The following is a 22942-nucleotide window of genomic DNA, read 5'->3' as shown; positions in this document are numbered from 1 at the left end:
CAATGAAACCTGGTTATGTTTATATTCTAGCTAACAAGAATAATACGACACTTTATGTTGGTGTGACTTCAAACCTTGAACGGAGACTTAAGCAACACAGGACTGATTTAAATCCTAAGTCGTTCACTTCAAGATATAAATTGTATAAGCTCGTTTATGTCGAGATGTATCAGATGATTGGTGAAGCAATTGCAAGAGAAAAACAAATTAAAGCAGGTAGTAGAGCAAAGAAAATAGCATTAATAGAAAAGGAAAATGCTAATTGGGATGATTTATGGTGAGATTGCTTCATTACATTCGCAATGACAGCGCAAATGTCAGTAAAGAAAAGCAAAGTAATCGAAATGGTATCTACTTTGTCATTACGAGGCTAAAAGCCGAAGTAATCTCATATGGATTAGACTAGATTGCTTCGTTGCACTCGCAATGACATGGAAAATGCTTTGAGAACTATCGGAAATTCTATTCTCGATACTATTTTTCTCATTTTTGATTTCGAAAAATCACTCGAATTGACGAATTTAACATCAGTTTTGAAAATAGTAAAAGAACATATTTCTCTAGAGGGCGAACGTCTTATTCTAACTAACCAAAGAGCATTGTATTGGGAACGTGAGAATACCTTAATACTGTCGGATCTTCATATTGGTAAAACTGCTCATTTTCGCAGACATGGTATACCAATGCCAGACAACATTCTTCAAAAGGACTTAGAGCGTTTAAAAGGATTAATCATTCATTTTGAAGTAAAAAAACTATTAATAGTGGGCGATCTGTTTCATGCAGAAACTAATAGCGATATGGCGACATTTAAAACTTGGTTGAAGCAATTTAAAGATTTAAACTTGGTTTTGATTAAAGGTAACCACGACAGACAGTCTAAAAGATTAATGAACGATTTAGACTTGACCGTTGTATCTGAGCTAGTTTTAGAGCCATTTACCTTAATTCATGAACATTCAGAAATAAGAGACGATTTATTCACTATTTCTGGACATATACATCCAGGGGTACTTATTAAGGGAAAGGGGAAGCAGAAGTTAAGATTACCGTGCTATCAAGTGACATCTAAACAACTGATTTTACCTGCTTTTAGCCTGTTTACGGGTTTAAATACGCACGATAGCCCTGAAGATGCCATCTCTTATGCGTTTACAGAATCCGCTATTTTTAAATTCAGTTAAAGTGTATTTCGTCGAATATTCAATACTTTTTATCGATAATTAAATTTAGTTTTATATGTTTGGAGTCCCAAATTGATTGTTGTAGGCTAGTACTACATCAACAAAACTATTAACCGATGAAAAACCTACTTAAACAGGCACATATCGCGTGTCTTATGTTAATGCTATCTGGCTGCACATCCGATTCGACATTAAACGATGACAGTTCACCAGAAGTTACTGATTCTCCATTAAATGAGCCTTGTTTTGACCAAGATCCGATTACAAGGGTTATTAATAATGGCACTGTAACTTTCGATTTTAAAGTTATTGACGATCAAGGTAACGTCTTAGTCGATATTCCAAATATTCCGGCTAGCACAACTACATCTTGGGCCAATTTTGAACAAGGTGAAGTATTGTTCTCTCTCAACAGTAATCAAACTATGGTCAGTGACGATAAGGTTGTATTACAGATGGATACTTGTATGGCCTACGAGATTGAGATCGATGCCAATAACGAGATCGTATCTTATATACCAATTATACTTTAGTGCACAACAGTATAATTCTTGAATTGTCGATGTCTGTGGTAAAGAAGAGATAAATACTGCCACCATCTTTGATTTTTAGCTTTTTTCTGATATCGTTTACAGATATTGGGAAATTGCGAGTGGCGATATTTGCTTTGGAAATACCTTCTCTAGAAAATTCCTTTTTGTTAAAAGGGATGACTTTTTCTATCTTAAAATGTCTTCCCGGAAAATCTATTAGCTTTTCTGACGTATATAAATGGGAATGTTTGTGAAGCTTACTAATGCCTAAAGAGTTTCCAGTAGAGTTAAAGGCACCAGCCTTTAAAATCGCCGAATTGGGTTCGTACAAATAAGTGAGAGGCTTTGAATATTCAACTATAGTGTTGGCTTCTTCACTAAGTTGAAATTGAAAAGTTTGATGCTTTGATTTAGAAATGTTTACAGTCTTAATGATGAATTCGGCCTCATAATCTCGCTCTAATATCCATAGTAACTCCTTAACTTCATTATTTACTGCTATGATATGCAGTTCCTTCGCAAATTTTAAGTCGTTCAAAGTTGCTTTAATATCAAGTAGTGGTGAGGTTTTGATCATTACATTTTTGGAATACTTTAAAAACAAACCTTGAAAGGTTTTTACGTTTGGCGTACAATCTGAAAGCAAAAACACCTTTTTCTTGGTGTCATCTCGTCGCGAAGGATCGATGTATACCCAATCGAATGGTTCATCAATTCGTTTTAGTGTGTCTATACCACTTTCCTTCACACAAGCAATGTTTGAAACACCTAATGCTTCATAATTATGCTGCACAATTTCTGAAAGTTCATTGTTTATCTCACAATACATTACATTTTTAACAATTTTTGAAAAATAAAAACTATCCACACCAAACCCACCAGTGAGATCGATTAATGATTTTCCAGATACTAAACGGGCTTTATATTCAGCTGTAATTTCTGAAGATGCTTGCTCAATATTAAGCTTGTTAGGGTAATAGATATTATAAGCACTAAACCAAGTAGGTAACTTTTTTTGGCATCGCTTTTTGGCTTCGATTTGTTCAACAATCAATTTGGCATCAATATCCTGAAATGGAATCCCTTTTAATAATAAGCTTAAAGTATCAGAATTAAGATTGAAGTTTATAAATTCCTGTATTTCAATATTTAAAATAGCTTTGTTCAAACTAAAACTACAAGCCCTTTGTGAGTTTACTAACGATTTTATATTCCGATAAAAACTCCTTCAAAATAACTTTTATGGCTGTGTAAGCAGGGACAGCGACAATCATACCCACAATACCAAACAAAATACCTGCGATGATAATTACTAAGAAGATTTCTAAAGGATGGGATTTAACGCTTTTTGAAAAGATAAAAGGCTGACTGAAAAAATTATCGACCAATTGAGCAAATACAAAACCTATCATCACATAAGTCGTTTTAGGCAAAATTACCTCGCTAAAACTTTCTCCCAAATTACTGGACATACTCAGTAACAGCATTAAAAAACCACTGACCAAAGGACCGATATAAGGAACAAGGTTGAGTAACGCACATAAAAAAGCAATAACAAGCGCATTGTCTATTCCAAAGATGAGCAAAACGACGGTATAAATAACAAAAAGAATTAAGATTTGGAATATAAGTCCAACAAAATAGCGTGATAATAGATCCTTGATTTTATTCCACGAACGCTTTGAGCGCGCTTCATTGCCTTTGGGAACAAACATCATAATACCATTTTCGAACAACTGACTATCCTTTAAAAAGAAAAATGAAATGAACAAGACCGAGAATAGCCCTATACTAAAACTACCTAAACCACTTACTAGCCCATTAAAAAAGTTTGGGATAAGCGAAAAATCCAATTTCGATAACAGGTTAGAATCTTTAATGGATTGCTCAACATCGATATTGCTGAATTCAAAATAGGCAATGATTTGCTGGTAAAGATTATCAATATTGGTTTCTAACTGTTGAAAATCCAACAAGGCAAGGTTTTTTCCTTGATCGGCAATAAGTGGAATAAACATGCCGATTAAGCCCAACAATACGCCTACCAACAAAACCATTGTTACAACCACTGCTACTGTATTATTAAACTTAAGCTTGCGCCTTAAGAACAGTATTATAGGTCTCCCTATCAATGAAATTACAGCAGCTACTGCTATATAAATAATGACCGATTGAATTTTATATAGAAAGAATAGCACCAAGGCTATGGCTGCCAGAATACCCAAGGCTCTTAAAATACCATTGGCGATGATTTTTGAATTCATAACCCAAATATGCTGAAAAAATTCCGATAACTATCGAAACAGTAAGGCAAATTTTTAAGAATTAAGCTGGTTGGTAATTTCATACAAGGCAATGCTAGTGGCTTGTACCACATTCATGCTGCTATTGTTACCGTACATATTAATGTGAACTACAGCATCACATTCTTCCAAAACAGATTCTGAAACACCAAAGTTTTCGTCGCCAATGATTAGTACGATTGGTCGATTGGTATCCAATTCAAATTGATTCAAATCGATACTGTTTTCGGTAATCTCTAAAGCCATGATGAAGTGCGTAGTTTTAAGTTGGTTGATGACTTCATTGATATCCTCTTCAATTCTGTAGTTCACATATTTTTCTGTTGAGCGCGACGTTTTGGTCATGCGTTTCCCGATAGGTATATCGTCTCCGCAAAACACGATTTCTTCAATATTAAAGGCATCTGCAATGCGAAATAAGCTCCCAACATTAGGCGCATTACTAATGTGATCACCAACCAGAGTAATAGGATGCTTTTGTTTTTTAAAGTTGGAATTGTAGTGGGCGAGTTGCAAGATGATTTTCGATTTTTGAATTATGATTCACGATTGAATAATTCTAAAATCGTAAATCTACAATCGTCAATTAGTGAAGGCGTATTTCACAATATTGGCTCCCATTTTCAGGGCTTTTTCGCGTACTTCCTCAGGATCATTATGTACTTCCTGATCTTCCCAGCCGTCGCCTAAATCACTTTCAAACGTAAATAGTAGTACCAGCCTGTTTTCATGAAAAATACCGAAAGCCTGAGGCGCTTTACCATCGTGCTCATGAATTTTTGGTAATCCGTTAGGAAAGTTATATGCCGAATTGAATATTTCATGGTCTTTTGGTATTTCTTTCAATGTGTTATTTGGAAATACCTTTTTGAGCTCTTCAGTAACGTATGGCTCCATACCGTAGTTATCATCGATATGAAGAAAACCGCCAGAAATAAGATAGTTTCTCAAATTTTCGGCATCGTCATCGCTAAAAAACACATTACCATGACCTGTCATATGCAACAATGGAAATTGAAAAATATCGGTGCTTCCTACTTCAACTGTTTGGATATTCTCATTGATATTAGTATCAATATGGTCATTGCAATATCTTATCAAATTAGGTAATGCTGTTGGATTGCTATACCAATCTCCACCGCCTTTGTATCTCAATACAGCAACATCTTGGGCAACAAGCTGAATACTTGTTAAACTCATCACAATTCCTAAGAGTAGTGTAAGTGGCTTTGTTTTTTTCGACTTAAGCTTCATATTTCAAATGTAAAAAAGAAATCCTATGAAGTCTATTCTGTTAACATTATTTATAATTCCGGTATTTATTTTTTCATCATTCACCCACAAACCAGCGCTTTCCAATAACATTATAGTGCTTGAATTATTTACGTCCCAAGGTTGTTCTAGTTGTCCGCCCGCAGACCGATTATTAAATGAGGTGAAGAGCGACAATATTATTGCGTTTTCCTACCATGTCGATTATTGGAATTATATCGGTTGGAAAGATCCCTTTAGTAAATCTGAGTATACCAACAGACAACGTACTTACGGTACAAAATTTAATAGCAGTACCATCTACACGCCACAATTGGTTATTAATGGACAGGAACATATTGTAGGCTCCGATCATCGACTTTTAAATCAAAAGATTACTAAATACGCTAAGAAAGTTAACGCTAATGGTGTTTTGTTGTCTAATGTTTCAAAATCTGAAGATGCAGTGAACTTTGACTATTATGTTGAAGGAAGTATTGAAGATACCTATATACGTACCATTTTGGTGATTAATGAAAGGAAGACATATGTAAAACGTGGTGAGAACAGAAATCGCGAACTCATTAATACCAATATTGTAGTCAATGAATTACGTTTAAAACTAGAGACTAAATCAGGAAACGGTTCTATTTTAGTTCCAGAAATAGTTAAGTCTACGGACGATTTATCATTAATAGTAGTGATTGAAAATAATGCTCTAGATATTACAGGAGCAAGTCAAAAAGTGCTATAATCAACCCCTTACTTACTTTATTTTTTTATTGCACCTCGATACATTTTTCCTCATGCTTCAGAAAAACATTCGATATGACATTTGTCGTACAGTTTATGGTCTGCTCAAGTGATTTTTTCTGACCAAAGAAAGAAAAAATTGTATTGAGAACTATTCGTTTATAAATGCCACAGAATGGCAAGCTGCAATAGCTGCAGTTTCAGTTCTTAAGCGTGTATGACCTAATGTCACGGGAATAAAATCTTTTTCGAGGGCAATTGAAATTTCGTTCGGACTAAAATCACCTTCAGGACCAATCATTATTAAACAATCTTTACTGGTTTTTAGTTGTGACTTTAGAGACTTTTTTTCAGTCTCTTCACAATGCGCTATAAACTTCTGCCCAGATATATCTTGATTTGCAAAATCTTTAAATGATATGGTCTGATTGAGTTTAGGTAAATAGCATTGTAAGGATTGTTTCATAGCTGATTGAATAATTTTTTCAAAGCGTTCCAATTTCACCACTTTACGTTCACTGTTGTCGCAAATGATAGGTGTAATCTCGTCAATGCCTATTTCGGTAGCTTTTTCCAAAAACCATTCGTAGCGATCGTTCATTTTAGTGGGTGCAACCGCAAGGTGTAAGTTATAGGTTCGCTTTGGCTGTAACGCTCTAGAAATGATAGTAACAGCGCAATGTTTTATGTTGGCTATGGTCAATTCAGCTTCGAATAACCAACCGTTTCCGTTTGTGATATGAATGGTGTCGCCAATTTTTTTCCGGAGCACCTTTACAATATGTCGACTTTCGTCTTTGTCAAAGTTGAAGGTATTGGTGTCCTCAGAAATATTAGGATTATAGAATAGCTGCATTATTTAGTGACTTCTGTGTACTTCAACACCGTGATTTCTTCGATAGGTTTGGCATCATATGTTTTTAGAATAATGTAATACCATTTGCCTTCTTCTATATCTAAAGTAAAAATGTCATTTATACTATGGGTTTTTATAGCATTTTCAAAATCAGGATGCATTTGCCCTTGGGGAAACCAACCTAAGTCTCCTCCGCGTTTTGCACCAGAGTCCATGGAATGTAGCTGCGCCAATGCTTCAAATTTATAGCCTTGTTTGTATTGCGAAATGATTTTAGAACGTTTGTTATTAATTTCATCTAATGTCATTTTACTGCCATCAAAGTAAATATAGCTGGCTCTGTAATGCACGATTTTTTCCTTGTCTATAACTTTATAGTAGGTTTTCTTCTGGTTGCTTTTCACCACTTTTTTTCCACCTTTAGATAATTTGAAAAGCTCATCGGCCAATCTAGTTTTGTGCTTTTCTTTGTTAAAGGTGAGGAGCTTACTCTTATTAACTTTTTTGTGTATTTTGGCGAAAGTTTTGGCGTCTTCTATTGAGTTTATGGAATCTAGTTCTTGTTCTAATGAATTTTGTGAAAAGACTAGTAATGGGAAAAATAAGAGTAGTGCTAAAAGTTGTTTCATTGTGTGTTTAATTTAGTTGGATTTGGGTTATACAAATCAACTAAATTTTAAAAAGGAATTAGAACAATTGGCTTAAGCTTATCAACAGATGTTTTAACAATTTTCAAATCTTTAACCTAGCCGTTGCCATGACATCAAAATCCGAAAAATCCTGATCCAGATATTTTAAATAGCCCACAATGGCAATCATGGCCGCATTATCTGTGGTATACTCAAATTTTGGAATGTAAGTGGTCCAACCATATTTCTTTTCGGCTTCCTTTAAGGCTTTTCGAATACCAGAATTTGCCGACACACCGCCACCAATAGCAATGTGCTTTATTCCTGTTTGCTTTACGGCAAGTTTTAGCTTATCCATGAGAATACCAATGATAGTGTACTGTATGGAAGCACAGATGTCATTTAAGTTTTCTTTGACAAAATTGGGGTTGGCTTTAGTTTGGCGTTGCACAAAATAAAGGATTCCCGTTTTTAGCCCAGAGAAACTAAAATCGAGACCATCTACTTTGGGCTTGGTGAAGGGATACGCTTTTGGGTTACCTAGTTGTGAGCGTTTGTCAATTTCTGGACCAGCAGGATAACCCAAACCTAAGACTTTTCCGCTTTTGTCATAAGCTTCGCCTACAGCATCATCAATGGTTTCGCCCAAGACCTCCATATCAAAGTAGTTAGAAACTTTCACAATTTGGGTGTGTCCGCCAGAAATGGTCATTGCTAAAAAAGGAAATGGCGGTTTGCTGTGATATTCTTCATCTATAAAATGTGCAAGGATATGCGCTTGCATATGGTTAACATCGATTAAAGGAATATTTAATCCAAAAGCTAAGGACTTTGCAAACGATGTGCCAACAAGTAAGGAACCCATAAGGCCAGGGCCTCGGGTAAAGGCAATTGCGCTCAATTGGTCTTTGGTTATCCTTGCTTTTCCTAAAGCCTGATGCACCACAGGAACTATGTTCTGCTGGTGTGCTCTAGAGGCTAATTCTGGGACAACACCACCATATTCTGCATGTATTTTTTGGTCAGCAACAACATTGCTCAAAATTTTGTCGTTACATAATACAGCAGCCGAAGTGTCATCACAAGAAGATTCAATACCTAGGATGTATACATTTTCTTTTTTCATAGGCGATATTAGGCACAATAATTGTTAATTTTACCAGATATAGTCTAAGGTAGCATTTGCAACGTATTGTTATTGCAAAGTTAATGAAGATTTCATCAATTCATAATCACAAACCGTATCAAAAGAGTACTCAAAATAATAGGAAAAATAGCAGGTATTATTCTGCTACTGTTTTTTATTGTTTTTTTAATTCTGGGTATTCCTGCTGTACAAACCAAACTTGGCAAATATGCTACCAAGAGAGTCAACGAAGAGTTTAAAACCAATATCAATATTACCAAAGTTGGGCTTCAGCTCAATGGCGATATAGAACTCAAGGAAATCCTGATTAAGGATCACAAAGAGGATACGCTTATTAGTATCGGAGAATTAAACAGCTCTATCGTTAGTTTTAAAAACCTTTATAACGGTAAATTGAATTTTGGTGATATCGATATTCAAGGCCTCGTTTTTAATCTTAAGACTTACAAAGGAGATGAGGACACCAATCTCGATGTTTTTGTAGATAAGTTTGAAGACGATAATCCACGCGAAGGTCCAAGTGAATTTTTGTTTTCTTCTAGTGATGTATCTATAGAAGATGGCACATTTCGTTTAGTGGATGAAAACCTTGAAACGCCAAAAGTTTTTGAGTTTACCGAACTCAATATAAACACGACTAATTTTTTAATCAGTGGACCAGATGTCAGTAGTCGTATCAATAAATTCAGTTTTAAAGATAGTAGAGGGATTGAGGTTGATAATTTAATGGCAAATTTCGAGTATACTCTCAATCATATGAATTTTGAGGATTTAGATATTAAAACCCAGAATTCTGAACTCAAGGGCAACTTACGATTCGATTATAATAGAGAGGATTTAAGACAGTTTACCGATAAAGTAATGGTTACTGCTAGTTTCAAGGATTCTGAAGTTTCGCTCACAGAACTGAATGTATTTTTTGATGAGTTCGGGAAGAATCAACGTGCCAGTCTTAATGTAGATTTGTCAGGGACGCTAAACGACCTTACTGCAAATAACCTAAGAGTTAGTACAACCAGAAATACAAGAATTATAGGTGATATTAGATTTAAGAATCTTTTCAGCAAGGAAGACGATAATTTTGCATTAGATGGTAAGTTTAAGAATTTGGCATCCAACTATAATGATTTAACTGCATTATTACCTAGAATATTGGGGAATGCAATTCCAACAGTATTGTCTAAGGTAGGTAATTTTAGAGTTAATGGGACTTCACAGATTACAACCAAACAAATAAATGCAGATATAGCCATTGATACGGATTTAGGGTTTGTAAAATCTAATCTAAAACTCACCGAAATAGATAATATTGATGAAGCCAGTTATATTGGAAATGTGGTTTTTGATGAATTTGATATTGGGCAGTTGGTAGAGGATCCTAAAGCCAAATATGTGTCTGCAAATGTTGATGTGGATGGCAAAGGATTTACACTAGACAATCTCCGAACAGATATTAAAGGGGATGTTTTTAGTTTAGAATATAATGATTATACCTATGAAGGGATTACCATTGCTGGTGATTTAGGGAATAAGATTTTTAATGGAACCCTAAAAGCAGACGATCCCAATTTACAATTGGATTTTAACGGCTTGGTGGATTTTTCGGAAGAACAAAAACAATTCGATTTTAAGGCCAACGTTGGTTATGCCAACCTGAGAGATCTTAACTTCGTCGATAGGGATAGTCTTTCGGAGTTTAGAGGATTGGTAAATATGTCAGCTACTGGTTCAACTTTCGATGATGCAAGAGGTGCTGTAAACATAAAAAATACAACCTATAAAAATCAAGATGGCAGATATAGATTCGAGGATTTTGATATTGTGTCATCATTTGAAGGCGAAGAGCGGACTGTATCTATTAACTCACCAGATATTATAACAGGAAAAATAAAAGGGAAATTTAGAATAAGGGATATTCAAAAATTGGTAGAAAATTCACTGGGGAGCATATACACCAATTATGTACCTTTTGAAGTTGAGCAAGGACAATATATGAACTTTAGATTTAATGTTTATTCTAAAATTGCAGCCGTATTCTTCAAAGACCTTTATTTAGGCAAAAATACCTTTATAGAGGGTAGGATAGAGACTGACGAAAAAGGATTTGAACTCAACTTTAATTCACCAGAGATTAAGTTTCAGGATTATTTTGTAAATAACATCAATATCGAAGTAAACAATAACAATCCATTATACAATACTTTTATAGAGATAGATAGCTTAAGTGCTGGCGTTTATGACGCATCAGATCTTACATTGGTTAACGTAACTAAGAGAGATACTTTGTTGATTAAAACTGAATTTAAAGGTGGAAAAAATAATAAAGACGAATTTAACCTTAACCTCTTTTATACCATAGACGAAACTAATAAATCAATTGTTGGATTTAGAAAATCAGCCATATTGTTTAAAGGGTATGAATGGTTTATAAATTCCGAGAAAAACAATTTCAATAAAGTTCGCTTTGATAAAGAACTATCTTCATTTGATATCTTTCCAATTACAATAAATCAAGGGAATGAGGAAATAGAACTTTCAGGTATTATAAGTGATAGTATAAACAAAACGATTAGAGTAGATTTTAAGGACGTAGAATTGGTTAAAATAACACCCAGAATTGATAGCTTAGCTCTGGCAGGAAAGGTCAATGGAAAGCTTGATCTTAGTCAAAGTAATGGTGTGTATTTACCAAAGTCTAACATAGAAGTAAATAATCTTTTTGTCAATGATTACGATCTTGGTAATCTTACGGCAAAAGTTGAGGGGAACAATTCACTTACAGACTATAGCGTTGATATATCTTTGGTCAACGATAATTTAACCTCATTTTTGGCAACGGGAACCATAGATGTTGCTAAAACTAGACCAACTATAGATGTAGATGTTGCATTTGACGAATTCTTACTAGATCCCTTAAATCCTTTAGGAGAAGGCGTTATTAATAATATAAGAGGTCAAGTTTCGGGAAATGCCGAGGTTACGGGTAGCCTAAAAAAGCCAAGTATAGATGGTGAATTACTCCTAGATAGGGCAGGCCTTTCCATTCCTTATCTGAATGTGGATTACGGATTTGATTTTGATTCTAAGGTCTCATTGCGCAAACAACAGTTTATATTTAATAATGTGGCCATGACAGATTCTGAGTATTTTTCTCAAGGATATCTCAACGGCTATATTGAGCACAATAATTTTTCGGATTGGAAACTAGGCTTAGATTTAACCACGGACCGATTGTTGGTACTAAACACTGAAGAATCGGAAGACGAATTGTATTACGGAACGGCATTTATGTCTGGAGAGGCGGAAATTAAAGGTCCTACCGATCAGCTTATTGTTGAAGTGGATGCGAGCACAGCACCAGGTACAGTATTCAATATTCCTTTAAACGATTCTCAAAGTTTTGGTGACAATTCATTTATTCATTTTTTAAGTCCGGAAGAAAAGAAAGCGAGGATAAATGGAGAAATAGTAGAAGAAATAGAAGTCAAAGGTCTAGAACTTCAATTTGATCTAAATGTTAATCAGAATGCCAGTATAGAAATTGTTATTGATAAAGAAGCCGGTAGTACTATTAAGGGAAAAGGTGAAGGAAACCTAGGTTTTTTCATTAATACAAATGGTACTTTTAATATGTGGGGAGATTTTACTGTATTTGAAGGAACCTATAATTTTAAATATCGTGGACTTGTAGAAAAACGATTTAATGTAGAACCTGGAGGGAACATTGAGTGGGAAGGCGATCCAATGAAAGCTCAAATAGATATTAGAGCGGTTTACCAAGCTACTGCCAATCCATCAGTACTATTAGATAATCCGATTAGTCAATCGATTCCAGTAGAGGTGATAATTCATCTTACTGGCCAATTGGAACAACCTGATCCAGAGTTTGATTTTAGATTTCCTACAGTGACATCTACCGTGAAGTCAGAGTTGGATTATAGATTATCGTCTAAAGACGAACGCGATAACCAAGCCTTGATTTTTTTAGCAACGGGTAGTTTTGCCAATGGCGTTAGTGGTATTGATTTTTCGGGTACCATTGCCGAGCGATTAAGCGGTATCGTTAATAACCTTCTTGGCGGTAACAATGGCGATTTACAAGTTGGAGTGGATTTTGAGCTTGGTCAGGACACACCAGAGTTGCAAACCAATAGTCGAGTAGGTTTAACATTGCAGACCAAGATTTCTGATAGAGTTTTAGTTAACGGAACAGTAGGGGTACCATTTGGTACAGCAGAGCAGACCACGATTACAGGTGACGTTCAAATCGATTGGTTGCTCAATGAAGACGGTACATTACGGGCAAAAGTATTTAACAGGGAAAATACCATCAGAAACTTTGGGGAGGAAATAGGCTATACGCAAGGTGTTGGTTTGTCCTATAGTGTAGAATTTGATACATTTAAGGAGCTCATCGATATTATTTTTTCTGGAAAGAATAGAAAAGATTTAAAAAACGAGAGTACTGAAGAAAATCAAGAAAACGAAGCCGATGATTTTATGCCGGAGTACATTTCAATGAAGAAAAAGAAGACAAAATCTAAGTCTTAAAATGTACTTTTCTTCATTTTTAATCAATTATTTATTAACGAAAACGTTTGAATTAATTTAGGCTTATTTATTTTATGATTTAAGTCACAAAATTGTGTGTTTTGTTTAGTAATTTTACTAAAACAAAAAATGAAAATGCTTCACACGATAAAAAAAATTGCAGTTTTAACTTCTGGAGGGGATTCCCCAGGAATGAATGCGGCCATTCGTTCTGTTGTAAGGACTTGTGCCTTTCATGATATAGAATGCTACGGCTGTTATAGGGGTTACCAAGGTATGATTGAGGGAGACTTTGAAAAAATGGATGCACGTAGTGTAAAGGGGATCATCAATAAAGGTGGCACCATGTTAAAGTCTGCTCGTTCAAAAGAATTTAGAACAAAAGAAGGGCGCCAAAGAGCATACGATGCTTTACGCAATGCAAAAATAGATGCCTTTGTGGTTATCGGTGGAGATGGTAGTTTTACTGGTGCCATGATTTTTAACCAAGAATTCGGTTTTCCTGTAATGGGAATACCAGGTACTATAGACAACGATATATTCGGAACTACGCATACCTTAGGCTATGACACAGCCTTAAATACTGCAGTTGATGCAATTGATAAAATTAGGGATACGGCAAGCTCACACAATCGACTATTTTTTATTGAAGTGATGGGGCGCGATGTGGGGCATATTGCTCTTAATGTTGGGGTTGGTGCTGGTGCGGAAGAGATATTGATACCAGAAGAAGATTTAGGACTGGATAGACTATTGGAATCCTTAAGACGCAGTAAGACCTCAGGTAAGTCTTCGAGTATAGTGGTCGTAGCTGAAGGTGATAAAATAGGTAAAAATGTATTTGAGTTAGCGGATTATGTCGAAGAAAACATGACTGAGTATGAAGTTCGTGTATCAGTATTAGGGCATATGCAACGGGGCGGAAATCCTTCGTGTTTCGATCGTGTTCTAGCAAGCCGCATGGGCGTTAAGGCTGTAGAAAGTCTTATTACTGGTAAAAGCAATTTCATGGTAGGTCTCAAGAACGATGTTATGGATTTAACGCCATTCGATCAGGCCATAAAAGGACAATCAAAGATTAATATGGAACTCCTTAGGGTTTCAGACATAATGACTATATAAAAGCATAAAATAACAGAAAAATGTCAAATTTAAAATTAGGAATCAACGGATTCGGAAGAATAGGAAGAATTGTGTTTAGAGCAACAGTGAAGCGTCCAGATGTGGATGTTGTAGCTATCAACGATTTATTGGATGTTGAACACTTAGCTTATTTATTAAAATATGATTCTGTTCACGGTCGTTTTGACGGAACAGTAGAAGTTAAAGACGGTCACTTAGTAGTTGATGGGAAGACCATCCGCGTAACTGCAGAGAGAGATCCTAAAAACTTAAAGTGGGACGAAGTTGGCACTGACGTGGTAGCAGAATGTACAGGTATTTTTACCACGTTAGAAACAGCACAATATCATATCGATGCAGGTGCAAAAAAAGTTGCAATTTCTGCACCAAGTAAAGATGCGCCAATGTTTGTAATGGGTGTTAATGATGATGAACTTACAGCAGATCATAAGATCGTTTCTAATGCATCATGTACTACAAATTGTTTAGCACCTGTAGCAAAGGTTTTAGATGATAATTTTGGTATAGAAGAGGCGTTAATGACTACGATTCATGCATCAACAGCTACACAGCTAACGGTAGATGGGCCATCTCGTAAAAACTATAGACTAGGTCGTTCAGCATTAACCAATATTATTCCTTCAACCACTGGTGCAGCAAAAGCTGTAGGGAAAGTGATTCCTAAGTTAAATGGAAAACTTACCGGTATGGCATTTAGAGTGCCTACAGCAGATGTTTCTGTTGTGGATTTAACGGTAAGGCTTCAAAAGGAAACTTCTTATGAAGCTATAAAGAAAGCATTTAAGGAAGCATCCGAAGGTGCTATGAATGGTGTATTGGGATATACCGAAGAAGCTGTGGTTTCCCAGGATTTTGTTAGTGATGAACGCACTAGTATTTTTGATGCTAGCGCAGGTATTGAGTTAAATTCAAAATTCTTTAAAGTGGTATCTTGGTACGATAATGAATTTGCATATTCTACTAAGTTAGTTGATTTAGCACAAAAAATTAACAGCCTTTAGTAGGCTACATTCTTAGATATTAATTATGAAATTCCGCAGTGTTATTATATTTTAGGCACTGCGGATTTTTTTTAAATATAAATTATGATTTTAATTACCGATGGAGGTTCTACAAAATGCGATTGGATAGCCATAGATAATTCGGGAGAAAGGCTGGCACAAAAAATAAGAACTAAAGGTCTTAATCCAGCAATTTTGACAGAAACTGAAATAAAACAGATCATCAGTGGTAGTGACGAGTTAATGCAGTTTAAGTCTGATGTTTCGCATATTTTTTTCTACGGTGCTGGATGTGGTACAGAAAAACCAAGGACTATGCTTACACACGTACTTCAGTTCTTATTTCCAATAGCAGATGTCGAAGTACAGGAAGATACAATGGCAGCTGTAAGGGCATCCCTTAATCACAATTCCGAAGCGGCCGTAGTTTGTATTATGGGTACTGGCTCTAATTGTAGTTATTTTGATGGAAGTAACTTGCATCAACGAGTAAAAAGTTTAGGATATACTTTAATGGATGATGCGAGTGGCAATTATTTTGGTAAACGACTCATACGCGATTACTATTTTAAAAAAATGCCAGAAACCATTGAATTGGCTTTTGAACACAAGTACAATTTGGATCCGGATTACATAAAATTCAATTTGTACAAACAAGCTAATCCAAATGCTTATTTAGCAGATTTTGCTGAGTTTATGTTCTTGAATAAGGATTCAGATTATATTAAGGAACTTATAAAATCTGGGATAAGAGTATTTACCGAGAACATGATTTTACAATTTAGAGAAGAATTGAATACAGGTATTCCTGTCCATTTTGCAGGTTCTATAGCGTTTTTTTCCCAAGAAGAAATTAAAGAAGTCGCCACAGAATACAGTTTTGAAGTTGGAAATTTTGTAAGAAGACCAATAGACGGTTTAGTTGATTATCATATTAAAAATCTATAAATGGAAATAGCCATTATTGCGCATGATGGTAAAAAAGCAGATATGGTTCAGTTCCTAAATGAGAACCGTGATATTTTACACCAAAAAAACATTACCCTTGTGTCTACTGGAACTACAGGCGAAAAAGTAAAAAAGGCTGGATTCAGAGTCAATGCATTATTATCAGGCCCATTAGGTGGTGATGCCCAAATAGCGGCTAGGGTTGCTGAAGATAAGTGCAATATGGTTTTGTTCTTCAGAGACCCATTGGATAAACATCCCCATGAGCCTGATATCCTAATGTTAATGCGCCTTTGTGACGTCCACAATGTGCCTCTTGCCACCAATCCTGCAACAGCAGAATTGCTGATAAAGGCTATATAGTTACACGTGTTCATTTTGTGTTAATAAATCTCATAAAGGCTCTTGTAAAACTTATTATTTGGTTATATCTTTGCCATACAATAAAATGAAATGCAATTATGTTTGAATTTGATCAGTACTTAGGATTTTTGGCGTTCTTAACCATTTTAACTATCGGTTTTTGGTTAATGATTTTCCTTTTAACTTTTGTAATTCCGTACTGGGTTTTTGGTGCTGCTATTGAGCGTTTCAAAGAAATTAGAGAAGAAAAGAAAGCTAAACTAGAATCTTAGTTTTCTAACCGTAAATAATAAGAAAGAGCGCTAATTAGCGCTCTTTCTTATTTAAGGAGTTTGTATTTCTGAAAAAAAAGATCCTTTCTACGTCTACTCATCAAAACTTTTTCACCAGAGGATAATAGTATTAAATTGTCTTTTGGATAGATTCTTTCTATTTTATTAATATTAACAATATAATTTCTATGACTTTGTAAAAACGTAGTCTTAGGTAGTTCATTCAAGAGTTTCGCCAATGAGGTTTGAAGAATAAAGTTCCCATTTTCTGTATTCATATTACAGTAAGGACCATCAATGGAAATATAATTTATTTCATCGGATTTAATTTTTTGTATAGATTCACCATCTCTTACAAAAAATGCATCATTATAAAAAACTGGTTTTTGATTGGCAAATGCTCTTTCCGTATGTAGAAAGTTTTCTAGCGAAAGTTCAATAGCAAAAAGTAATTCTAACCTATTAAATGGTTTAATCAAATAGCTGTATGGATCAAAAGTTTTAGCTAATCGGAATATGTTTTTATCAACTGAGGATGTAAGAAATACAAAGGGTTTTTTTATAGGCGAAGCACTGATTTTTTCTGCAAAATCAATACCTAAAGGTTTGCCCTCTAGGAATATATCAATTATTACGATATCAAAAGTAAGTGTGTGATAAAGTTGTATTGCAGTATCTAGTTTATTGGCAACAGCAGTGATTTCAAAATGTTCATCATGTAATGCGGCTTCGAGTAGTGCAATATCATGTTTGTCATCTTCTAACACTAAAACTTTTATTTTGTTCATGGGATTTCATTTATATTGGGGAAATTCTATTGTAGCTGTAGTACCTTTTCCAATAGTGCTTTCAATAATAAATTCTCCATTGTTTTTAATTGCTAATTCGCGGCAAAGTTTAAGTCCAAGACCAGTTCCAGTTTCTCCATCTGTACCAATGGATGAATGTCTTATTGCAGAACCACTAGAATTTAGGTTTTGTACATTAAAACCTTGTCCATTATCCTTAATACTTAACAAAATATGATCACCTTTAATTTTAGTTGACAGCGAAATATTCCCTTCTTTAGGAGTAAACTTTATGGCATTGTCTAATAGATTCCTAATAATAATCTTTATCGAGTTAGGGTCTGCATAGATATGGCCAAGAGCTTTCATACTTTTATTAAGTGATATACTTTTTTTCTTTATTAATGGCAAATGGTCATAAAGAACATGATTAGTTATGACGCTTAAATCCAGTTTTTGAGGAACAAATAGTAGTTGATTTTTGTTCTCTAAAACCCAATGTAATGTATTGTTTATCAACAGAGAAGTCCGTTCCGAAAGTTGATAGCTTTCTTCAATAAGCTGTTTAGCTTCATTACTGTTTGAAGACTCTTTGCTATGACTTGATAAAATTTGGAAAAGTTTTGTTTTTATGTGGTGTATAGGTGTTTTTAGATCGTGGGTTAGAATCGAAAAAAGTTTATCTTTTGTGTCATTTAAGTTACTTATAAGTTTTTTTTGTTTTATAATTTTAAAAGAAAAAAATGAACCAATTAGTAAAGCCAATAAAAGTATCAGCCCAATAATTCGGTAAAGCCTCTTTTTTTCAATTTCTGACCTTAAGACTTCTTCACTTGCTGCTAATGCTATCTCTTTATCTTTTTGTGCTAACTGCCATATTCGGTCTCTATTCCATATACTATCATGAATCTTTTCATAAGCCTTTCGGTATTGGATGGCACTTTTAAAATCATTAGCATTCTCATTGACAACGGCTAAATTTAAATAGGCATTTTGGAGTATATTTAAATCGTTTGCTCGTTTGGCAAAGGCCAGTCCTTTTTCAAAAAATGAAATCGCGATACTATCCTTATATTGAGAGTAATACAAATTGGCAATATCGAGAGAAGATCTTGCTAAACCTAGAGTATCTTTAAATTTTTTATTAAGCTGATATCCTAATAAAAGGTTTTTTTCTGCATTTTCGTAATCCTTTATATGCAAATAGGAAACACCTAGGTTATGAATATTTATACTTTTTCTTTTGTCCTCTGTTTTTAAACCTCCTTTCCATTTTTCTAGCCATTCTATACCTTGTTTAAATTTACGTTGCTCTATATAAATTTGCCCTAAAAGCGCATATAGGTTATTAACTGAAGAAAAATTCTCTTCATTTCCAATGTCAATAGCTTCTTTTAAGCTTTTTAGAGCATCATCATAGAGCTTTTTTTCATCGAAAATGATGCCTTTAAGTGTAAGAAGTACATAAAGTTTCCGATTAGAATCTTCTGCTTTTCTATTTTCATTAATTTGGGTAATTAATACATATGACGAATCAAGTTCTCCTCTTGAAAAATAGACATGGGCATTGTGAAATCTATGTTTACTGAGTCTGTCAGAAGTATATTTATTTTGCTTTTGACAGGTACTACAGGCTTTGAGAATATCTGATCTGAATTCCTCTGAGAATGGCAGTTCCCTTTCTTGTGAATAGCAGCTTAAATAACAAGACACTACTAAAACGCATAGTTTAGCCAAAAAATTAACTAATCGCAATAGATTTAGTTTCATTAGATATAAGTATTGTACGCTTAGGGGATACTTATTAACAAGGCTATGCTTTTTCTAAAAAATATAAAAATATCATGGGTCTGGTACGCCAGTGGTCGTCACTGTACCTCTTTCTAGTTCAGGATCTGGAAAAGGCTGTCCAGGTTGTCCTTCACTAACGGCCATATAATTGACGAAGACACCGTTATCTCCGGTTATTTCAGATTTTTTAACAACATATTCTATGGTGTAATAATTTAGATCCGGCGCTTCATAATGCGTTCTATAAGGGATTTCAATAGTGATGGTGTGTAGCATTTTTCCTTTGCCAAGGCCTGTGTCAAAAGGATCTTTGGATAAAGTAGGTCCTTTAATTTGAGACCCAAGACCATGAGGGATTTGGGCCATGATATTAACGGTAAATTTAATACCGTTAGCTACTTCTGAGGATTGAAATGTCACTAACGGGGTGGTCCAAGGCATATCAGGAAATGGTCCCCCAGGAATTTTTATATTGTTTAATGTCAAAGAATTGATCTTTTTATCCATTTTTAGAATACTTAAATAGTTGAACTTAAAACAATCAATTTAGACATACCTTTAAAGGTAATAAACCAACCGCTTAGCAATGTTAATTGACCGCTCATTAAAGATAGTCAAAAATTCTCGAGGGAGGTGTAGATATTTGGTTTAAAATTCTAACGGTCATTACAATGACTTTTTATAAATTTAAATCACTTGACAATGAAAACTAAAGTACCAAAACCAAGAAAGATTACTACCGCTGATGAATTTAAAATACAGCTAGAACAAGCTAATATTTTTTTTGATGATCCGAGCCTGCCAGATACATTAGAATTTGAGGAAGGTGAAGATCCTTATGCGGATAAAGATGGATTAATTGAATTTATTATTGCTACCGAACTCATAGATGATGAAAAGGTTATGAAGAAACTATTAGAACTGAAAAAAATATTGGTCGGTATAGGTTCTGTAGTTACAGATTATGTATTGCGATTTGCCAAAAAAAATGGAATGCAGTACAAAACGGACCCGGACTTATGGGAAAAAGTGATTGCGAATATCCCATTAATGTCTTTTACGGGTAATCACAGTCAGACCTATAGCAGAAACTCTCAAGGTATTGAAATAGCTGTAGAATTTATCGAAATGATTTTAGACACTGTTATTGATAAAGGGTCTAACGCTATGAGTAAATTCAGGACATTCCTATCCAATCAGGGTGAGTCATTAAGAGCAGGTGTAGAAGCTAATGCCGATAGTTATGATACATTTACATTTGGTTGTGCGCTAGAAGTAGTACCTGTCGGTAACACTATAGTATATACGCCAAAAATTAAAACCTACGGTGCCAAATTTGACCGTTCCAATTATAAGTTTTCATTTTTTTGTGCCAGCTACAATAGGGTAGATATAAACTTCGATTACAAGTATTCAGCAACTATATTTGATTATGAAGCATTGGAAGATCCTGAAGTTAAAGAAAAATTTGACGAATTTTTACAGAATAGAAGAAAAGCATCTATCGATAGATCTAAAACATTCTTTGATGGAGAGATTCCTGCTCTACCAACACCAGATGGACCTACCGAATAAAATGATTTTTTAGAGACGGAATTATACATTTAATTCCGTCTATTACCCCTTTTTGTTTTAAAATAGTATTAATCTTTAAAATCAAAATTATGCCAGTAATGTTAACATGGAATATGCAAGGAGGTATGGGAACCTATGGAAGTAAATGGCAAGACTTATCTAATAGGATAACCAATCCTGCGTTTTATGGTTTCCCAGCGGCACCGAGCATTATATTTTTGCAAGAGTGCTCTACAGTACCAAATATGATTACACCTCCTGGCTGGGCGCCAATCCCTGCGGCTCCACCAAATGTCACTAGAGGCTCAAGGAATTTTGGAACTTTTCACAACCCTAACTGTTATTTTGTAGCACATCACGCTTGGGGAGCCAATAGCAGAGTGTCATTTGCGGTCTTGGTACACACTGCAGCTGTGGCTAATCCTGCCGGCAATCAACAATGGTCTCAAGATTTATCGGCAAATATTGTAGTCCACAATCCGGTAGCAGCTGCACCAGGCACTAGACCCATACTAGGGGTTACCGTTGGCGGTGCCACCTATTACACCATGCATGCGCCATCTGGTGTGGCAGCAGGGTTTTCTAGAACGTATGTCACTGGAATGATAAATGCTGCTTCGGGAGGTGGGGCCAATTATGTGATTGGTGGTGATTTTAACTGCGAGCCAAATAATCTTTATAACCCAGCTCATCCAATTCCAGCGGGTAGTGTGTTGAACACTCCAGGGTTTATTACGTACTTAAGTACTCTAAAAGAGTACGATTATTTCGCTTCTAGTGATAATGCAGGTGCAGGTACAGCATTAAATAATGTAATTCTCACTAATCTCATTTCTGATCATTTAGGCGTAATTGCAGACTATTGATTTTCGTTTTGAATAGAATTGTTCAATACCCAAAATTAAAAGAGCGCTTATTAGCGCTCTTTTTTATACTTTTTGTTTTAACAGAATGCTCAATTTGCTAAAATCGTAAGCAGAATTAACGACATTTTTATAGCCATAATAGTATTTTAATGGCATTTTCAATTTACTATATGATTCTATGACATTAATGGTTAGTATATTATTTTCCAACGTGTAATCTGAAACAAACATACATGCTGTTTCGCCATTAATAGCTACAGTCTCATTTATTTTAATAGCATCTAAACCCTTGGCTTCGTAGCCTTCAGGAATTATGATATCGATCTTATATTCATAGGTAATTAAGCTAGATAATTCTATAGGATTGACACGCTTGGCTTCTTCATATAGTTCATTTTGAGTACCAATAACTCTCCCAAAATTTAGCATTATATCCGAGTTGATTTCTTCAACGAGACTTTCGGTAGTATATGTATAGTTTATCTGTATTGGAACATTATCAGTGGCTAATGACAGTGCTTCATCAGTAACATCAAAGGTTTCAAATTCTGCATCCTCTATACCATTAGCACCAGTAAACTGCTTAAAATCATCAAAATCCCTGTTTTTTAAATATTTATATGCACCCCGAGTATTCTTTGCTCTATAGCCGGTATTCTTTTGTTCACAGGTAACCTCTGTTACCGCTTCATCTACGTCGACAAAAATTTTAAAATCTCTTTGAACAATATTGTCTTCAGCATCAGGAATCTCGATAGTTTTAAATTGTCTCCTTCTCTTGTTTACAAACAAACCATCATTGCCAATAGCGTTTGGAGGTGCAAAGTTTAATCTGGTATTAACATTGTCCGGTTCAATATATTTTTTTTCATAGGGGAAGTAGAAAAGTGAAATTTGCAAATTGCTTGAAGAGTAAAAATGTTTATCAAATTTGTGTTTAAATCTATTTGAAGTCAGTACAAACTCATAATTGATATCTTCATGGTTA

At 34.9% G+C, this 22942-nt stretch carries 23 protein-coding genes; 12 read left to right on the top strand and 11 right to left on the bottom strand.

Translation table 11 applies throughout. From position 1 onward, the window contains the following. Positions 1-2: 2 nt before the first annotated feature. From Q0972_RS14845 to Q0972_RS14835, 3 genes are all read left to right on the top strand, one after another. Entirely contained in the window at positions 3-281 is a 279-nt protein-coding gene (locus Q0972_RS14845; RefSeq protein WP_299367025.1) for a GIY-YIG nuclease family protein, read from the top strand. Between the two features lie 150 nt (positions 282-431). Then, entirely contained in the window at positions 432-1184 is a 753-nt protein-coding gene (gene pdeM / locus Q0972_RS14840) for a ligase-associated DNA damage response endonuclease PdeM (protein WP_299367022.1), read from the top strand. A 116-nt stretch (positions 1185-1300) separates the two neighbouring features. Then, a complete protein-coding gene (locus Q0972_RS14835) occupies positions 1301-1717 on the top strand; it encodes a hypothetical protein (RefSeq protein ID WP_299367019.1) in 417 nt (138 codons plus the stop codon). Here the strand turns inward: Q0972_RS14835 and Q0972_RS14830 are convergent. The 4 genes from Q0972_RS14830 to Q0972_RS14815 all read right to left on the bottom strand — a co-directional run bounded on the left by Q0972_RS14830 (position 1707) and on the right by Q0972_RS14815 (position 5274). Next, positions 1707-2885 (bottom strand): RsmD family RNA methyltransferase, encoded by a 1179-nt coding sequence (locus Q0972_RS14830; protein ID WP_299367016.1) that lies wholly within the window; start codon positions 2883-2885, stop codon positions 1707-1709. The genes Q0972_RS14835 and Q0972_RS14830 overlap by 11 nt on opposite strands. 7 nt (positions 2886-2892) lie before the next feature. Next, positions 2893-3981 (bottom strand): AI-2E family transporter, encoded by a 1089-nt coding sequence (locus Q0972_RS14825; RefSeq protein ID WP_299367014.1) that lies wholly within the window; start codon positions 3979-3981, stop codon positions 2893-2895. A gap of 54 nt (positions 3982-4035) precedes the next feature. Beyond that, complete coding sequence (locus Q0972_RS14820; protein WP_299367011.1) at positions 4036-4536, bottom strand: TrmH family RNA methyltransferase; 501 nt, start codon at positions 4534-4536, stop codon at positions 4036-4038. A gap of 66 nt (positions 4537-4602) precedes the next feature. Then, positions 4603-5274, bottom strand: coding sequence for a DUF4159 domain-containing protein (locus Q0972_RS14815; RefSeq protein ID WP_299367008.1), 672 nt, complete (start codon positions 5272-5274; stop codon positions 4603-4605). A gap of 25 nt (positions 5275-5299) precedes the next feature. Here Q0972_RS14815 and Q0972_RS14810 point away from each other — a divergent pair, with 25 nt between their 5' ends. Beyond that, complete coding sequence (locus Q0972_RS14810; RefSeq protein ID WP_299367005.1) at positions 5300-6025, top strand: thioredoxin family protein; 726 nt, start codon at positions 5300-5302, stop codon at positions 6023-6025. 150 nt (positions 6026-6175) lie between these two features. Here the strand turns inward: Q0972_RS14810 and Q0972_RS14805 are convergent, their stop codons facing one another. The 3 genes from Q0972_RS14805 to tsaD all read right to left on the bottom strand — a co-directional run bounded on the left by Q0972_RS14805 (position 6176) and on the right by tsaD (position 8635). Beyond that, positions 6176-6880 (bottom strand): 16S rRNA (uracil(1498)-N(3))-methyltransferase, encoded by a 705-nt coding sequence (locus Q0972_RS14805; RefSeq protein WP_299367002.1) that lies wholly within the window; start codon positions 6878-6880, stop codon positions 6176-6178. Continuing rightward, the gene (locus Q0972_RS14800) at positions 6880-7509 is read right to left on the bottom strand and encodes a peptidylprolyl isomerase (RefSeq protein ID WP_299366999.1); all 630 of its coding nucleotides are present in this window, start codon (positions 7507-7509) and stop codon (positions 6880-6882) included. The genes Q0972_RS14805 and Q0972_RS14800 overlap by 1 nt, the downstream gene beginning before the upstream one ends. A gap of 103 nt (positions 7510-7612) precedes the next feature. Then, positions 7613-8635, bottom strand: a complete 1023-nt coding sequence (gene tsaD / locus Q0972_RS14795; protein WP_299366996.1) for a tRNA (adenosine(37)-N6)-threonylcarbamoyltransferase complex transferase subunit TsaD — start codon at positions 8633-8635, stop codon at positions 7613-7615. 414 nt (positions 8636-9049) lie between these two features. On the opposite strand from tsaD, the gene Q0972_RS14790 reads away from it, so the two are divergent. From Q0972_RS14790 to Q0972_RS14765, 6 genes are all read left to right on the top strand, one after another. Continuing rightward, a complete protein-coding gene (locus Q0972_RS14790; RefSeq protein WP_299366993.1) occupies positions 9050-13207 on the top strand; it encodes a translocation/assembly module TamB domain-containing protein in 4158 nt (1385 codons plus the stop codon). Positions 13208-13342: 135 nt separating this feature from the next. After that, positions 13343-14329, top strand: a complete 987-nt coding sequence (pfkA, locus tag Q0972_RS14785) for a 6-phosphofructokinase (RefSeq protein WP_299367054.1) — start codon at positions 13343-13345, stop codon at positions 14327-14329. A 20-nt stretch (positions 14330-14349) separates the two neighbouring features. Further along, on the top strand, positions 14350-15351 hold the full coding sequence (gene gap / locus Q0972_RS14780) for a type I glyceraldehyde-3-phosphate dehydrogenase (RefSeq protein ID WP_299366991.1): 1002 nt from the start codon (positions 14350-14352) through the stop codon (positions 15349-15351). A gap of 84 nt (positions 15352-15435) precedes the next feature. After that, a complete protein-coding gene (locus Q0972_RS14775) occupies positions 15436-16299 on the top strand; it encodes an N-acetylglucosamine kinase (RefSeq protein ID WP_299366989.1) in 864 nt (287 codons plus the stop codon). Continuing rightward, positions 16300-16662, top strand: a complete 363-nt coding sequence (locus Q0972_RS14770; RefSeq protein ID WP_299366986.1) for a methylglyoxal synthase — start codon at positions 16300-16302, stop codon at positions 16660-16662. It begins immediately after the preceding gene. Between the two features lie 98 nt (positions 16663-16760). Continuing rightward, the gene (locus Q0972_RS14765; RefSeq protein ID WP_299366983.1) at positions 16761-16934 is read left to right on the top strand and encodes a hypothetical protein; all 174 of its coding nucleotides are present in this window, start codon (positions 16761-16763) and stop codon (positions 16932-16934) included. 47 nt (positions 16935-16981) lie between these two features. Here the strand turns inward: Q0972_RS14765 and Q0972_RS14760 are convergent, their stop codons facing one another. The 3 genes from Q0972_RS14760 to Q0972_RS14750 form a co-directional block, all read right to left on the bottom strand. Beyond that, positions 16982-17722, bottom strand: coding sequence for a LytTR family DNA-binding domain-containing protein (locus tag Q0972_RS14760; protein ID WP_299366980.1), 741 nt, complete (start codon positions 17720-17722; stop codon positions 16982-16984). A gap of 6 nt (positions 17723-17728) precedes the next feature. Next, positions 17729-19492: a tetratricopeptide repeat-containing sensor histidine kinase gene (locus tag Q0972_RS14755; protein ID WP_299366977.1), complete on the bottom strand. Its 1764-nt coding sequence runs from the start codon at positions 19490-19492 to the stop codon at positions 17729-17731. Positions 19493-19564: 72 nt separating this feature from the next. Beyond that, the gene (locus Q0972_RS14750; RefSeq protein ID WP_299366974.1) at positions 19565-20020 is read right to left on the bottom strand and encodes a hypothetical protein; all 456 of its coding nucleotides are present in this window, start codon (positions 20018-20020) and stop codon (positions 19565-19567) included. A gap of 195 nt (positions 20021-20215) precedes the next feature. Between Q0972_RS14750 and Q0972_RS14745 the strand changes: the two genes are divergently transcribed. Next, positions 20216-21088, top strand: a complete 873-nt coding sequence (locus Q0972_RS14745) for a hypothetical protein (RefSeq protein ID WP_299366971.1) — start codon at positions 20216-20218, stop codon at positions 21086-21088. Positions 21089-21177: 89 nt separating this feature from the next. Continuing rightward, positions 21178-21954 carry a hypothetical protein gene (locus tag Q0972_RS14740; protein ID WP_299366968.1) on the top strand — a complete coding sequence of 259 codons (777 nt, stop codon included), beginning with the start codon at positions 21178-21180 and terminating at the stop codon, positions 21952-21954. A 63-nt stretch (positions 21955-22017) separates the two neighbouring features. Here Q0972_RS14740 and Q0972_RS14735 read toward each other — a convergent pair. Beyond that, positions 22018-22942, bottom strand: a 925-nt coding sequence (locus Q0972_RS14735) for a hypothetical protein (protein ID WP_299366965.1), incomplete at its 5' end; no start/stop codon positions are given.

The sequence above is a fragment of the Winogradskyella sp. genome, from assembly GCF_028282165.1.
Classification (GTDB): domain Bacteria; phylum Bacteroidota; class Bacteroidia; order Flavobacteriales; family Flavobacteriaceae; genus Winogradskyella.
This window is presented reverse-complemented; position numbering and strand designations above follow the sequence as displayed.